The 15,052-nt window shown below is 69.7% G+C and carries 9 protein-coding genes and 1 pseudogene; 4 read left to right on the forward strand and 6 right to left on the reverse strand.

The window, feature by feature from the left end; genetic code table 11:
• Nucleotides 1-130: 130 nt before the first annotated feature.
• Entirely contained in the window at nt 131-535 is a 405-nt protein-coding gene (locus tag AC069I_RS31545; RefSeq protein ID WP_478267057.1) for a hypothetical protein, read from the forward strand.
• On the opposite strand, the pseudogene AC069I_RS31550 reads toward AC069I_RS31545, so the two are convergent.
• From AC069I_RS31550 to gltB, 3 genes and pseudogenes are all read right to left on the reverse strand, one after another.
• Nucleotides 536-1,129, reverse strand: a pseudogene (locus tag AC069I_RS31550) (alpha/beta hydrolase); the annotation flags it as partial.
• Between the two features lie 73 nt (nt 1,130-1,202).
• Complete coding sequence (locus tag AC069I_RS31555) at nt 1,203-2,711, reverse strand: glutamate synthase subunit beta (protein WP_478267058.1); 1,509 nt, start codon at nt 2,709-2,711, stop codon at nt 1,203-1,205.
• Nucleotides 2,704-7,272 (reverse strand): glutamate synthase large subunit, encoded by a 4,569-nt coding sequence (gene gltB, locus AC069I_RS31560; RefSeq protein WP_478234649.1) that lies wholly within the window; start codon nt 7,270-7,272, stop codon nt 2,704-2,706. The genes AC069I_RS31555 and gltB overlap by 8 nt, the downstream gene beginning before the upstream one ends.
• 392 nt (nt 7,273-7,664) lie before the next feature.
• On the opposite strand from gltB, the gene AC069I_RS31565 reads away from it, so the two are divergent.
• From AC069I_RS31565 to AC069I_RS31575, 3 genes are all read left to right on the forward strand, one after another.
• The gene (locus AC069I_RS31565; RefSeq protein WP_478227176.1) at nt 7,665-9,413 is read left to right on the forward strand and encodes a hypothetical protein; all 1,749 of its coding nucleotides are present in this window, start codon (nt 7,665-7,667) and stop codon (nt 9,411-9,413) included.
• 65 nt (nt 9,414-9,478) lie between these two features.
• Nucleotides 9,479-10,264: an SDR family oxidoreductase gene (locus AC069I_RS31570; RefSeq protein ID WP_478227177.1), complete on the forward strand. Its 786-nt coding sequence runs from the start codon at nt 9,479-9,481 to the stop codon at nt 10,262-10,264.
• Between the two features lie 189 nt (nt 10,265-10,453).
• Nucleotides 10,454-11,518: an NAD(P)H-dependent amine dehydrogenase family protein gene (locus AC069I_RS31575; RefSeq protein WP_478227178.1), complete on the forward strand. Its 1,065-nt coding sequence runs from the start codon at nt 10,454-10,456 to the stop codon at nt 11,516-11,518.
• 72 nt (nt 11,519-11,590) lie between these two features.
• Here the strand turns inward: AC069I_RS31575 and lgt are convergent, their stop codons facing one another.
• From lgt to AC069I_RS31590, 3 genes are read right to left on the reverse strand one after another with little or no spacing between them, the layout of a single operon-like run.
• Nucleotides 11,591-12,631 (reverse strand): prolipoprotein diacylglyceryl transferase, encoded by a 1,041-nt coding sequence (lgt, locus tag AC069I_RS31580; protein ID WP_478267059.1) that lies wholly within the window; start codon nt 12,629-12,631, stop codon nt 11,591-11,593.
• 29 nt (nt 12,632-12,660) lie between these two features.
• On the reverse strand, nt 12,661-13,830 hold the full coding sequence (locus AC069I_RS31585) for a M20 metallopeptidase family protein (RefSeq protein ID WP_478267060.1): 1,170 nt from the start codon (nt 13,828-13,830) through the stop codon (nt 12,661-12,663).
• Nucleotides 13,827-14,969 carry an amidohydrolase family protein gene (locus AC069I_RS31590; protein WP_478267061.1) on the reverse strand — a complete coding sequence of 381 codons (1,143 nt, stop codon included), beginning with the start codon at nt 14,967-14,969 and terminating at the stop codon, nt 13,827-13,829. The genes AC069I_RS31585 and AC069I_RS31590 overlap by 4 nt, the downstream gene beginning before the upstream one ends.
• Between the last annotated feature and the right edge of the window lie 83 nt (nt 14,970-15,052).

A 15,052-nucleotide genomic window follows, 5' to 3' on the forward strand; every position in this document is an offset into this window, starting at 1 on the left:
ACATTTCGAAAGTATTTGTCCTGCTGCCGGGCGTACAAGCGGCCGTTCGGCCGCATCCGAGGTGGCGTATGGGCCGTTCGGCCCAGATACGGCGAAACGGGGCGGGTTAGCCTTGCTCGTGGGGATATCCGTGAACGGCTTCGCCCGGCTGGGCACGCACCTGGTGGCTCCGATCGCCTGGACCCTTCTGGCACCGATCACGATCGTCCTCGGCGACAACGGTGGCCTGACCTGGCCGTCACTGCTGGCACTGGCCGGATCGGTGCTCGTGACCCTCGCCGTGGGATGGATGATCAAGCACGGATCCGGCTTCAGGATTTCGCCGCGCACCTCACCCGAATCCGCCGCGGTCACCGTGCTGGTGTTCATTTTCGGGCCGGTGATGCTGCCCGGCTGCCTGCTGGTGGCCTGGGTGTGCTGGGCACGCGAGAGGCTGGGCGAAGACACCTTCGCCGAAGCCGCCGCCGGGGTCCTGCTGGGGATCCTGGTCGGCGGCCTCGGCTGGATCGGTTTGATCGTCTTCCTGTTCTCCTGATCAAGCCGGGCAGTGCGTATCGGCGGCCGGACGGACGCCGTCCCGCAGATACCGCACGACAGCGTCGTTCCCGCAGGCGTTCCCCATGGTGAAGACGCCATGTCCGCCGGCGTCCACGGTGACGAACTTCGCCCGCGCGCCCAGTGCCGATCGCATTTCGCGGGCGCCGACGAGCGGAGTCGCCGGGTCGCGGAGGTTCTGCACCAGCAGGATGTTCGACGGTCCGCGGTCGTGGATCCGCACGGGCGGTTCGCGGCGCTCGACCGGCCAGAACGCGCAGGGGGTGATGTTGGCGGCGGCCTGGCCGAAAATCGGGTGCGTCACGAGGGCAGGCTCGACCGCCTTCTGGCAGTAGCGCACGCTTTCCGGCCAGTCGGAGTCGTTGCAGAGCACCTGGAGCCGGAGCGCGGCGTGATTGTCGGCGTCGAGCGGCCCACCCTGTGCCTTCGTTGCCGGAGCCGACCATAGCTCGGCGAGACCGGGGAAGCTCGCGTCGTCGTAAAGGGCTCCCCAGGTGGCGGTCCGGATTTCCCGCGCCGACGCCCAAGCCGTGAAGTCGCCGAAGCGGTCATCGAAGCCGTCCGCGAAACGTTGGTCTTGGGCCTCGTGAGTGGTGAGGACGGTTCTAACCGTCCTCACCACTCACGAGGCGCTACGCTGTCCGGGCTCAGACCACCGCGAGCGGCAGCGCCGTCGGGTGCACCGGAGCGGGCAGGTCCGAAGCACCGGTCAGGTACGCGTCCACCGCGCTCGCCACCGAGCGTCCCTCGGCGATCGCCCAGACCACCAGCGACGCACCGCGGTGCGCGTCACCGCAGACGAACACGCCGGGCGACTCCGTCTGCCAGTCCGCGCCGCACGAGAGCGTGCCGCGTTTGGTGAGGGAGAGCCCGAGCCCGTCCAGCAGCGGCATGTGCTCGACACCCTCGAAGCCGATCGCGAGCAGCACGAGGTCGGCGGGCAGTTCCTCGACCTCGTCGTTGACCGGGGTCACCATGCGCTTGCCGGTCTCCGGGTCCTTGACCACGCGGACCTGACGGAGCTCGACCGCGCGCACGTTGCCCTCGTCGTCACCGATGAACCGCGTGACCGCGACGGCGAACTTGCGCTCGCCCGCCTCTTCGTGCGCGGGATAGGTGCGCAGGATGTACGGCCAGGTCGGCCACGGCGACCGCTCGTCGTCCCTTGTGGACGGTGGCGTCGGGTACTGGTCCAACTGGGTCACCGAAAGCGCGCCCTGACGGGTCGCGGTGCCATAGGAGTCGGCCCCGGTGTCGCCGCCGCCGATGATGACGACGTGCTTGCCCGCCGCGTCCACCGCCGACGGGCCGTCGCCCTCGACGTACTTGTTGGCCGGGACCAGATGTTCCATCGCCAGGTGGATCCCGGCCAGCTCACGTCCGGGCGTGGTCTTGTCGTCGCGGCCGCGCAGCGCGCCCACGGCGAGGACCAGCGCGTCGTAGCCCGCCCGCAGTTCCTCGACGGTGAGGTCGACGCCGACCTCGCAGCCGGTGACGAACTTCGTGCCCTCCTTGCGGAGTTGCGCGAGCCGCCGGTCGAGGACCTTCTTCTCCATTTTGAACTCGGGGATGCCGTACCGCAGCAGGCCACCGAGGCGATCGTCCCGTTCGTAGACGGTCACTTCGTGGCCGGCGCGGGTCAGCTGCTGCGCGGCGGCGAGCCCGGCGGGGCCGGAGCCGACGACCGCGACCCGCTGCCCCGACGAAACGGCCGAGACCTGCGGCTGCACGTAGCCCGCTTCCCAGGACTGGTCGGCGATCGTCTGCTCGACCCGCTTGATCGCCACCGGGCCGCCGGACAGCGGCGAGACCGACAGGACACAGCCCGCCTCGCACGGCGCGGGGCACAGCTTCCCGGTGAATTCGGGGAAGTTGTTGGTGGCGTGGAGCCGGTCGCTCGCCGCGGCCCAGTCGCCGCGGCGCACGAGGTCGTTCCACTCCGGGATCAGGTTGCCCAGCGGGCAGCCGGAACCACTGGAATGGCAGAACGGGATGCCGCAGTCCATGCACCGCGAAGCCTGCTTGCGCACCTGTTTGTTGCGCTCGGCGGGCTCCACGTCGGCGTACACCTCGCCCCAGGTGGCGAGACGGTCCTCTTTGGACTTCTTCTTCGGCTCTTCACGGTCGTACTTCAGGAAACCCGTCGGATCAGCCACGAGCGGCCTCCATGATCGCTTCGTCGACGTCGCGGCCCGCGGCACGCGCCGCCTTCGCCGCGTCAAGGACACGCTGGTAGTCGCGGGGCATCACCTTGGTGAACGCCGCCGAGCGACGCGGCCAGTCGCCGAGCAGCGACGCGGCCACGGCCGAACGCGTGAGGTCGTAATGCTTCTGCACGGTCTTCTTGAGCCAGGCGAGGTCTTCCGAGGACGGAGCCAGGAGGTTGACCATCTCCTCGTTGACCTTGCCCCGATCGAGGTCGAGCACATAGGCCTCGCCGCCGGACATGCCCGCCGCGAGGTTGCGCCCGGTCGGGCCGAGCACCACGGCCTGCCCGCCGGTCATGTACTCGAAAGCGTGGTCGCCGACGCCCTCGGCGACGACCACCGCGCCGGAGTTCCGCACGCAGAACCGTTCGCCGACCTGGCCGCGCAGGAACATCTCGCCACCGGTGGCGCCGTAGGCGAGCGTGTTCCCGGCGATGGTCTGGCCTTCCGCGGCGAATTTCGCGTCCGGATGGGGGCGCACGATGATCCGCCCGCCCGAAAGGCCCTTGCCGACGTAGTCGTTCGCGTCGCCGACCATGTCGAGCGTGATGCCGCGCGGCAGGAACGCCCCGAGCGACTGCCCGGCGGAACCGGTCAGCAGCACGTGGATCGTGTCCTCCGGCAGCCCCTCACCGCCGTAGCGGCGAGTGATCTCGGAACCGAGCAGCGTGCCGACGGTCCGGTTCACGTTCCGCACCGGCAGTTCGAGCCGGACCGGATGCGCGTCCTCCAGCGCCGCCTCGGCGAGCTGGATCAGCGTCCGGTCGAGCGCGTGCTCCAGGCCGTGGTCCTGGTTCCGGGTGCGCCGCTTCGCCCCGCCGTAAGGAGTCTCGGCCGGCATCTCGAAGATCGGCGCGAGGTCGAGGCCGGAGGCCTTCCAGTGCTCGACCGCCTCGTCGGTGTTCAGCATCTCGGCGTGCCCGATGGCCTCGTCGAGGGTGCGGAAACCGAGCGCCGCCAACGTTTCCCGGACCTCTTCGGCGACGAACCGGAAGTAGTTCACGACGTGGTCGGCCTGGCCGGTGTACCGCTTGCGCAGATCCGGGCTCTGGGTCGCGACGCCGACCGGGCAGGTGTCGAGGTGGCAGACGCGCATCATGACGCAGCCCTCGACGATCAGCGGCGCCGTCGCGAAGCCGTACTCCTCCGCGCCGAGCAGCGCGGCGATGACGACGTCCTTGCCGGTCTTCATCGCGCCGTCGACCTGCACGGTGATCCGGTCGCGCAAACCGTTGAGCAGCAACGTCTGCTGCGTTTCGGCGAGCCCGATCTCCCACGGGGTGCCCGCGTGCTTGAGCGAGTTCATCGGGGAGGCGCCGGTGCCGCCGTCGTGGCCGGAGATCAGGACGACGTCGGCGTGCGCCTTGGACACGCCCGCCGCCACCGTGCCGACGCCGAGCGAGGACACCAGCTTCACGTGGATGCGGGCGTTCTCGTTGGCGTTCTTGAGGTCGTGGATCAGCTGCGCCAGATCCTCGATCGAGTAGATGTCGTGGTGCGGCGGCGGCGAGATCAGCCCGACGCCGGGCGTCGAATGCCGCGTGCGCGCGATCCACGGGTAGACCTTGTTCGGCGGCAGCTGCCCGCCCTCGCCCGGCTTCGCGCCCTGCGCCATCTTGATCTGGATGTCGTCGGCGTTGACCAGGTATTCGCTCGTGACCCCGAACCGGCCACTCGCGACCTGCTTGATCGCGCTGCGGCGCGCCGGGTCGTAGAGCCGCTCGGGGTCTTCCCCGCCTTCACCGGTGTTGGACCGGCCGCCGATGCGGTTCATCGCGATGGCGAGCGTTTCGTGCGCCTCGGCCGAAATCGAGCCGTAGGACATCGCGCCGGTGTTGAAGCGCTTGAAGATCGCCTCCACGGGCTCGACCTCGTCCAGCGGGACGGGCTCACGCGCGCCCTCACGGAAGGAGAACAGCCCGCGCAGCGCGCCGCCCTGCCGGTACAGGCGGTGCACCTCGTCGGAGTACTTCTTGTACACCTCTTCCCGGCCGGTCTTCGTCGCGTGCTGCAACAGGAAGACGGTCTCCGGGGTGAACAGGTGCAGTTCGCCCTCGCGGCGGTACGCGTATTCGCCGCCGGTCTCGAGTCCACGGTGGACCCGGTCGGTCGGGTTGTCCGGGTACGCCCGGCGGTGGCGCGTGGCGACCTCTTCGGCGAGCACGCCCAGCCCGACGCCGCCGAGCTTCGACGACGTCCCGGTGAAGTACTCGTCGAGCAGGTCCTGGCTCAACCCGAAGGACTCGAAGACCTGCGCCGCGGTGTACGCGCCGACGGTCGAGATGCCCATCTTCGACATGATCTTCAGGACGCCCTTCACGAGCGCCTTGACGTAGTTGCGGATCGCCTTGGCGGGTTCGATGCCGGTGACGGCACCGGTCGAGATCATGTCTTCGATGGTCTCGAAGGCCAGGTACGGGTTCACCGCCGCGGCGCCGTAGCCGAGCAGCAGCGCGATGTGGTGGACCTCGCGGGCGTCACCGGTCTCGACGACCAGCGCGACGCGGAGCCTTTCTTTGGTACGCACCAGATGGTGGTGCACCGCGGAAACGAGCAGCAGCGACGGGATCGGCGCCATGCGGTGGTCGGAGTCGCGATCGGACAGCACGAGCGTGCGCGCGCCGGCCGCGATCGCCTCGGAGGCCTCGCGCCGGACCCGCTCGATCGCGGACGCCAGTGCCTCGGCTCCACCGTCCACTTCGTACAGTCCGGAAAGGACACTGCACGCGAAGCCGGGAAGGTCGCCGTCGTCGTTGATGTGGATCAGCTTGGCGAGTTCGTCGTTGTCGATCACCGGATACGGCAGCTGCACGTGGCGGCAGGAGGCCGGGCCGGGGGCGAGCAGATTGCGCTCGGGGCCCATGATCCGGCTCATCGACGTGACGAGCTCTTCGCGGATCGCGTCCAGCGGCGGATTGGTGACCTGCGCGAAGTTCTGCTTGAAGTAGTCGTAGAGCAGCCGGGAACGCTGCGACAGCACGGCGGGCGGGGTGTCGGAACCCATCGAACCGATCGGCTCGGCGGCCTTGACCGCCATCGGCGCGAGGAGGATCTTCAGCTCTTCTTCGGTGTAGCCGAAGGAAAGCTGGCGCCGCAGCACGGAATCGTGACTCTGCACGATGTGGTCGCGGTCCGGGAGGTCGGCGATCTGCAGGAGACCGGCGTGCAGCCAGCCCTCGTACGGGAGTTGCTTCGCCAGCTCCGACTTGACCTCTTCGTCGTCGACGATCCGGCCCGCCTCGGTGTCCACCAGGAACATGCGGCCGGGCTTGAGGCGCCCCTTGGCCACGACGTCCGCGGGGGCGACGTCGAGCACGCCCGCCTCGCTGGCCAGCACGACACGGTCGTCGGCGGTGCGCCACCAGCGGGCGGGGCGCAGGCCGTTCCGGTCCAGCACCGCGCCGACGAGGGTGCCGTCGGTGAAGGTGACACAGGCCGGGCCGTCCCACGGCTCCATGAGGCTGGCGTGGAACTGGTAGAACGCACGACGCTGTGCGTCCATCCCGGCGTGGTTCTCCCACGCTTCGGGGATCATCATCAGCACCGCGTGCGGCAGCGACCGGCCGCCGAGGTGCAGCAGCTCCAGCACCTCGTCGAAGGAGGCGGAGTCCGACGCGTCGGCCGAGCAGATCGGGTACAGGCGGGTCAGGTCGCCGGGGATGAGGTCCGATTCGAGCAGCGCCTCACGGGCGCGCATCCGGTTGCGGTTGCCCCGGATGGTGTTGATCTCGCCGTTGTGCGCGACGAACCGGAACGGATGCGCCAGCGGCCACGACGGGAAGGTGTTGGTGGAGAACCGGGAGTGCACGAGCGCGATGGCGCTGGTGAGCCGGGTGTCGGTCAGGTCGGCGAAGAAGAGCGGGAGCTGCTCGGGGGTCAGCATTCCCTTGTAGACGATGGTCCGCGAGGACAGTGACGGGAAGTAGGTGCCGCAGCCCGCGGTCACGCTCTCGTTCTCGACGCGTTTGCGGAGACAGAAGGCAAGGCGGTCCAGCTCGAGCCCGGAGGGACATCGTCCGTCGGCCTCGGCGCCCGCGACGAACAGCATCGCGAAATGCGGCATCACCGAACGCGCCGTCGGGCCGATGTCGGCGCGGTCGGCGTCGACCGGGACCTCACGCCAGCCGAGGACGTCGAGGCCCTCTTCACCGGCGATCCGCTCGATCAGGGCGATGGCCTTGGTCCGCTCCTCGATGTCCGAGGGCAGGAAACCGATCCCGGTCGCGTAGGTCTGCCGGCCGCCGGCGTCCGCCTCGGGCAGAGTGAAGTCCACTTCGGCCCGCAGCAGCTCGTCCGGGAGCTGCAGCAGGATGCCCGCACCGTCACCACTGGTCGGCTCCGCGCCGGCGGCGCCGCGGTGGTCGAGGTTCGTCAGCGCGGACAGGCCGTCGGTGACGATGCCGTGCGAACGCCGCCCGCGGACGTCGGCCACCATGGCCACACCGCAGGAGTCCTGTTCGGATTCGGGATCGTAGAGACCCTGTTTGCCTGGAATGGCGGAGAAGATCATGAAGGGACCTCCTTCGTCGTCTGTGCTCAGCGGCCGGGCGGGGCCGGCCGGGGGGAATGCGCACGGGACGACGATGGCCCGTTCGTTAGCGCGACTTTAACACCTGTGAAACACGTCGGCATCAGTTCGGCGGTCGCGAAAGCCCGCCGATGGGTAACGATCTGGACGCCCGGAACGACACAGTTCCTGATGAGGGCACAGTACTTCGTTCCGCTAAGTATATGTCCCGTTCCGGGATGTCACGAGACGCGGTGAGGCGACCCTAGTCACTCCGGGCGCCCGGCGCGAACCCTGGGCCGATTAGGCCGTCCGGCCCAATCCTGCGCTTCACGGCAACCTGACACCGCTCTAGATCGACCTAGAGGTGAAATCACCTCACCTCTGGGGGCTTGATGCTCAAGTTGATCCGAAGAACCGCTGTGCTCGGCGCGGCCGCGCTCACGTTCTCCGCCCTGCTCTCGGCCACGCCCGCGCTGGCCACCTCCGAGACGGCCACTTCGGCGCCGGCCGTCTACATCGACCTCAAGGCGCCGACGAAGTCCTTCACCACCGGGAATGACGTTCCGGTCGGCGCCTGGACCGACCGCGGGTTCCACGCTTCGAAGGCGTACTTCACCTTCGACCTGCGCCCCTATCGTGGGGCCACGATCGGCTACGCCGAGGCGTACGCGACCGAAACCGCCGCCAACGACTGCACCAAGCCGCGTGCGACCGAACTGTGGGTCACCGACCCGGCGACGGCGCCGACCTGGCTGCGTCAGCCGAAGGAGCGAACCAAGCTTCCCGGCCCGGGCGCCCAGGGCGGCTGCCTGTGGAACCGCGTCGAATGGGACGCGGGACAGGCGATCACGGCCGCGCTCGCCGCGGGCAAGGAGTCTGTGACCTTCGCGCTGCGGATGCCGGACGACCGGCAGTTCGACCCGGCCTACGGCAGGCGCGTCGAGAACCGCCTGCATCTCTACGTCGACTACAACCGGCCGCCGACCGTGCCGACCGACCTGCACGTCGGGCTCAAGCCGTGCGGCGCGGATCCGGTGTACACGGCGGACAATCCCGTCGAGGTCACCGGCCGGGTCGACGACCCCGACCGGTCCGCGGTCTCCGCCAAGGTGACGGTCTGGGCGGCCGACGACCCCGCGAAGCGGCTGGAACTGGGCCCTGATTACTTCTCCGCCGCGCCGCGTCACGTGCGCTACTGGTTACCGTCCGAGTTCACCACCCACGGCCGCGAGTACCGGTGGACGATGCAGGGGGTCGAAGAGGGACTGGCCGGACCGGTCAGCGCGCCGTGTTCCTTCATCATCGACCGGGTGGCACCGACCACCGCGCCGGTCGTGACGTCGGCGGACTACCCGAACGACCGCGAGCGGCACGGCGCCATCGGCATCCCGGGCACCTTCACGATCGATGCCAAGGGTGATCAGGACATCATCGGCTTCAACACCGGCAACGGTTACGCACCCGCGGACCGCCCCGGCGGTGTCGCGACCGTCCAGTACACGCCGAAGACGGAGTTCGACACCTTCAGCGCCTGGGGCAGGGACAAGGCGGGCAACAGCGGTCCCGGCACGCACTACGGGTTCACCGCCACACCGTCGGAGCCGGGTGTCACCTTCGATGCCCAGGCCGTCGCCGTGGGCAAGCCGCTGCGCCTCGACTTCACTCCCGGCGCGATGCCGGGGGTCGTCGAGTACGTCTACGACTTCGGCTGGACCGGTGAGGTCGTGGTCCCGGCCGGGCCGGACGGCATGGCGACGACCACGGTGACCCCGCGGGAGCCGATGACCTACCTGGTCGTGTCGAGCCGTACCAAGGAAGGCTGGACATCCCAGCGCTGGGAGGATCGGATCGAGCAGAACACCGCCCCGGTCGTCACCAGTTCCACCTATCCGGCCGGCCAGCCGGGCGGCGGGGTCGGCGTACCGGGCGAGTTCGTCTTCTCCTCGGCGGTCCCCGGTGTCACCGATTTCCTCTACACCGTGGACAACGGAGCGCCCCAGTGGGTCGCGGCGACCGGTGGGACGGCGACGATCACGGTCACCCCGGCCAGTGCCGGACCACACCAGCTCGAAGTCCAGGCGATCCTGGCCGACGGCAATTTCGGTGATCCGCGGTACTACTCGTTCATCGTGAACGGCTAGCCGGAGCCGGTCCCGCTCCGCGCGAGCGGGACCGGCAACCACTAGAACGTGTTACAGTTCCGCGCATGATCCTGGACCGTTTCCGGCTCACCGACCAGGTCGCCGTGGTCACCGGCGCCGGACGCGGGATCGGCGCGGCGACGGCCGTGGCGCTCGCCGAGGCCGGTGCCGACGTGATGATCTCGTCCCGCACCGAAACCCAGCTCGACGACGTGGCGGCCCTGGTCGCCGCCACCGGCCGGCGCGCGCACGTGGTGCCCGCCGACCTGAGCGACCCGGCCGCCGCGGGCGAGCTGGCTCGGATCGCGACGGCGGAATTCGGGCGGCTGGACCTGGTGGTCAACAACGTCGGCGGAACCTATCCCCGGCCGCTGCTGGAAACCACCGCCGAATTCCTCGAAGAAGCCTTTCGTTTCAACGTCTCCACCGCACACGCACTGACCGTCGCGGCGGCCCCGTCCCTGCTGGAGACGGGCGGATCGGTCGTCAACATCTCGTCGGTCATGGGCCGCGTGACCGGCCGTGGCTTCGCCGCGTACGGGACGGCGAAGGCCGCGCTGGCGCACTACACCCGGCTCGCGGCGGCTGATCTCGCGCCTAAGGTGCGGGTGAACGCGATCTCGGTCGGCTCGGTGGCGACTTCCGCGCTCGAAGTGGTGGTGGGCAACGATGAACTGCGCGGCCGGATGGAGGCCGCCACTCCCCTGCGCCGGATCGGCGAGGCCGAGGACATCGCGGCCACCGTCGTGTTCCTGGCGTCGGGCGCGGGCCGGTACGTCACCGGCAAGATCATCGAAGTCGACGGTGGATTGCAGGCCCCGAACCTCGAGCTGGGCCTGCCCGATCTGTAGGAGACTGTCGGCGGAGCTGAGAGATATCGGGAAAATGACCATACGCGTGAACCCGCCCTGGCCGAAGGCCCCGCTATCGCGGTGGCAGGACGCCCTGCTCGTCAACCGTGACGTGGTCTCCCAGGCAGCGTCCTGCCGACGTCGATCGCGGACGCGGGTTCACCAACCAGACATCAGGAGGCGAACGCCGTGCGCGTGGTCCAGTGGAGTACCGGGAACGTCGGCCGCCACGCGCTGGCGGGGATAGCCGCGCGGCCGGATCTCGAACTCGCCGGAGTCTGGGTTTCGAGCGACGCCAAGGTGGGCGTGGACGCTGGGGATCTGGCCGGGCTCGGTCGCCCGCTGGGTGTCACCGCGACGACCGACGCGGACGCACTCATCGCTCTGAAGCCCGATTGCGTGCTCTACACGGCGATGGCCGACGACCGGCTGCCCGAGGCCGTCGAAGACCTGAAACGCTTCCTGCGCGCGGGGATCAACGTGGTGTCCAGCAGCCCGGTGTTCCTCCAGTATCCCGAAGGCGTCGTCCCGCCGGAGATGATCGAGCCGATCCGGGAGGCCGCTCGCGAAGGCGGTGCTTCGCTGTGGGTCAACGGTGTCGACCCCGGCTTCGCCAACGACTGGCTGCCACTGGTGCTCACCGGCGTGTGCGAACGGATCGACGAGGTGCGCTGCCTGGAGATCCTCGACTATTCGACGTACGACAACGGCAAGGTGCTGTTCGAGATCATGGGCTTCGGCCGGGAGATGGACGATCTGCCCTTGCTGTTGCAGCCCGGTGTGCTGTCGCTGGCCTGGGGCAGCGTCGTGCGGCAGCTCGCGGCCGGGCTGGACGTCGAACTCGATGCCGTCGAGGAGGTCTACGAACGGCTTCCGGCTCCCGAGACGTTCGAGATCGCGTCGGGGACGATCAACGAGGGCACGGCCGCGGCGCTGCGGTTCGAGGTGCGCGGCATGCGCGGCGGGCGGGCGGTGTGCGTGCTGGAGCACATCACGCGCCTGCGCGGCGACCTCGGGCCGGACTGGCCGCAGCCGACCGGGCAGGGCTGCTACCGCGTCCAGGTGACCGGGGAGCCCGACTACGTGCTGGACCTGCGTCTGGTCGGCAGCGACGGTGACCACAACACGGCCGGGCTGAAGGCGACCGCGATGCGGCTGGTGAACGCGATCCCGGCGGTGGTGGCGGCTCCGCCGGGGCTGCTGACGGCGCTGGACCTGCCCTTGGTGACGGGGCGAGGCCTGGTCTCTCGCTGACGCCGCGACGTCCGTGAAGGCCTCCTTGCCTACCCTCAAGGTAGGCAAGGAGGCCTTCACGGACTTGCGGCGCTACTTCTCGGGGTCCGGCTTCGGGTCCTCGGTCGCCTTGTCCGCGGCCGAGTCCCGGACGGTGTCCGGAGCCGCCGCGACGTCCGCGTGCGTCTCCTCATCGGACGGCCCGGAGGAGGAAGAGGTACCGGAGTCCTCTCGCGGCACGTCCTTGCTCCACAACGTTTCCGGCGCTTCCCGCGGTCCACGCTTGGCGGCGAGGACGAAGTACGCGATCGCCGCGGCGAACAGCAGGATCGAGGTCCACACGTTGACCCGCAGGCCGAGGATGTGGTTCGCGGTGTCGGTCCGCATCATCTCGATCCAGAACCGGCCCGCGGTGTACCCGGCGACGTACAGCGCGAACACGCGGCCGTGGCCGAGGCGGAACTTCTTGTCCGCCCAGATGACCAGCAGCGCGACACCGAGGTTCCAGATCAGCTCGTAGAGGAACGTCGGGTGCACCGGGCTGTCCGGCAGCGGGACGTGCCCGAGCGCGACGCCGTTCAGGAAGTCGTCCGGGTTGGTCGGGTTGTAGCGCTGGTAGATCTCCAGGCCCCACGGCAGGTCGGTGTGCGCGCCGTAGAGTTCCTGGTTGAAGTAGTTGCCGAGCCGCCCGATCGCCTGCGCGATCACGATCCCCGGCGCGAGCGCGTCCGCCATCGCGGGCAGCGGGATCCCCCGCCGGCGGCAGGCGATCAGCGCGCCGACCGCGCCGAGCGCGATCGCGCCCCAGATACCGAGCCCGCCGTCCCAGATCTTCAGCGCGTTGAGCGGGTTCTTGCCCTCGCCGAAGTACAGCTGGTTGTCGGTGATGACGTGGTACAACCGCCCGCCGACCAGGCCGAACGGCACCGCGAAGACCGCGACGTCGATGACCGTGCCCTTCGTGCCGCCGCGGTTGACCCAGCGCCGCTCGCCCAGCCAGATCGCCACGATGATGCCGGCGATGATGCAGAGCGCGTAGGCCCGGATCGGGACCGGCCCGATATGCCAGACGCCCTGGTCGGGGCTGGGGATGGTCGCGAGGAACGCTGCCGAGGCGGTATTCACGTCGGCCACCGTAGCGCTTCGTCCACTTCTTGGGGGCGTCAGCCCTCGACGGCGGCCAAATAGCCCGCGATCAGCGCGGACGCGACGTGCCCGATGGCGGCGTCGGGCGGCAGGAACACCTCGTCGTGGAGGCTGGGCGCGCCGGCGGTGTCGCCGAGGCCGACGAACATCATCAGCCCGCGGGTCATCCCGCAGTAGTGCGCGAAGTCGTCGGCGCCGAACGACCGGAAGTCGGTGTCCACGACTGCCCCCGTCCGGACGAGTCGCCGGTGCGCGCGCTGGGTGAGCCCGGCGTCGTTGTGCAGCACCGGTTCGCACGGGCTGATCTCCAGTTCCGCCCGGCAGCCGTGCGCCTGTGCGGTGCCGTGGACGACCTCGGCGAGCCCCTCCAGGGCGAGGTCGCGGTCTTCGGCGCGCATCAGCCGCAGCGAGCCCGACAGGCGGGCCTCGTTCGGCACGACGTTCGCCGTCGTCCCGGCTTCGATCCGCCCGACCGAGCAGACCGCGCCGAACACCGGGTCGACCCGGCGGCTCGCGAGCTGCTGCAGGCTCACCACGATCTGGCTGAGCGCGAGGATCGGGTCCCGCAGCAGATGCGGGTAGCCGGCGTGCCCGCCCTGACCGCGGACGACGACGTCGAACTCGTCGGTGGAGGCGTTGACCGGTCCCGGCACCGCCGAAACCACCCCCGCGGCGAGCCTGGGCTGCACGTGAGCGCCGATGACCGACTCGACGCCGTACTCGGTGAGCACGCCGGAGTCGACGATGTCCAGCGCGCCGGACGGCGACGTCTCCTCCCGCGGCTGCAGGAGCGCGAGGAGCGGCCGGGGCACCCCGACGACGGCGGCGGCGCGGCAGGTGGCGACGAGCGCGGCCATGTGGACGTCGTGCCCGCAGGCGTGCATCAGCGGCGTCTCCGAGGCCCACGGGACGCCGGTGCGTTCGGTGACCGGCAGCGCGTCCAGCTCGGTGCGCAGTGCCACGGCCGGGCCCGGCGCGGTACCCGGGAGCAGCACGGCGCGCCCGGTCTTGGCGACCCGGACCCCTTCGTCGATTCCCAGCGCCTCGACGACGACCCGTGCGGTGTCCTCTTCGTCTCCCGACGCGCGCGGATCGGCGTGCACCCGGTGCCGCAGTTCGATCGCCGACGGCAGTTCCGCCTCGACGGCGGCCTCCCACCGGTCCTGCAGGTCGTCCAGTTCCGTCATGTCCCCTCCAGCCCGTACACCCGTTCGGCGTTGCGGTGCCCCACCAGCGCCGCTATCCGATGCGCGTCCACTTCGGACAGTACGTCCGAAGTGAGCCCCGCGTACAGGAAGTCGGACAGTCCTTGCCGGAACAGCGCCGTACCGAGGTGGTACAGCTCGGCCAGCCCGAACGCGTCCGTGGAGAACAGCAGCTTCCCGAACGGCACGATCTCCATTGTCTCCGCGATGATCGCGGGCGCACGATGACCGGCGTTGTGCGTCGCGAGTCCCACGTCGATGAACACGTGCTCGAAGACCTGCGCCAGATACGCGGCGTTCCGGTGGAAGGGATAGTTGTGCAACAGCATGATCGGCACCCCGTGTGACCGGGTGGCCCGCAGCAGCCCGGTGAGCAGCAGCGGATCGCAGCGGTGCAGGTCGACGTCGGAATCGCCGAAGCCGACGTGGAACTGGATCGGCAGGGCCAGGTCGATCCCGGTCCAGATCAGGAACCGGTGCAGCACCTCGTCCGCGAGCCGGACGGGTTCGCCCGCCTCGATCCGCGCGAGCCAGCGGCCCGCCGCTTCGGTGACTTCGGTGTCCGTCGGCCGCTCCCCCGCCAGGTCGAGGCCGACCCGGTAGGCGGCGATGGACTTGAACCCGACCGCGGTCGTGGCGCGTCTCGCCAGTTCCGTGGCGAAGTCCGCCGCGAATCCGGCCGCGGTGGTGGAGCCGATCACCGTTTCGGCGACCTGTTCGAGCCGGACGATGTCCCGCGCACGGGCGCCGGACAGGGCCGCGAACTGCTCGGTCGTGGTCAGCGTGTCCGGCAGGAAGCCGCCGTCGAGCAGGAATTCGGTCGTGCCGGTGGCGCGCAGGAACCGCGCGTTGACCTCGGTGGCGCCCAGTTCGGCGCGGCGGGCCAGATAGTCCTCGGCCGGGACGTGCGGCGGCAGGTCGAGCACCGGGGCGCAGCGGGCCCGCACCGCGAGCCCGATCAGCGAGTCGAACAGGGTCGTGCCCAGTGACGAGACGGTGTCGGCCTCGGTGAGCAGCTGTTCGAACTCGATCCGGCCCAGATCACCGGTGACGACGCCGTGGCAGTGGTGGTCCACGAGCCTCGTCCGTGCGACGAACGGCAGGATCTGGGTTCCCGGCATGAGCGCGTCCCTTCTCGTGGTCGACGAGTGCGGCCTCACCCTATGACCGGATCCAGGCGTGGCAAGGGACTCCGATCGAGGCC

Source organism: Amycolatopsis sp. NPDC043885, from assembly GCF_056435685.1.

Excerpts from the sequence above, each read along its gene's own strand:
- gltB (WP_478234649.1), bottom strand. The coding sequence starts at position 7,272 with ATGATCTTCTCCGCCATTCCAGGCAAACAGGGTCTCTACGATCCCGAA.
- AC069I_RS31565 (WP_478227176.1), top strand. The coding sequence starts at position 7,665 with ATGCTCAAGTTGATCCGAAGAACCGCTGTGCTCGGCGCGGCCGCGCTC.
- AC069I_RS31570 (WP_478227177.1), top strand. The coding sequence starts at position 9,479 with ATGATCCTGGACCGTTTCCGGCTCACCGACCAGGTCGCCGTGGTCACC.
- AC069I_RS31585 (WP_478267060.1), bottom strand. The coding sequence starts at position 13,830 with ATGACGGAACTGGACGACCTGCAGGACCGGTGGGAGGCCGCCGTCGAG.
- AC069I_RS31590 (WP_478267061.1), bottom strand. The coding sequence starts at position 14,969 with ATGCCGGGAACCCAGATCCTGCCGTTCGTCGCACGGACGAGGCTCGTG.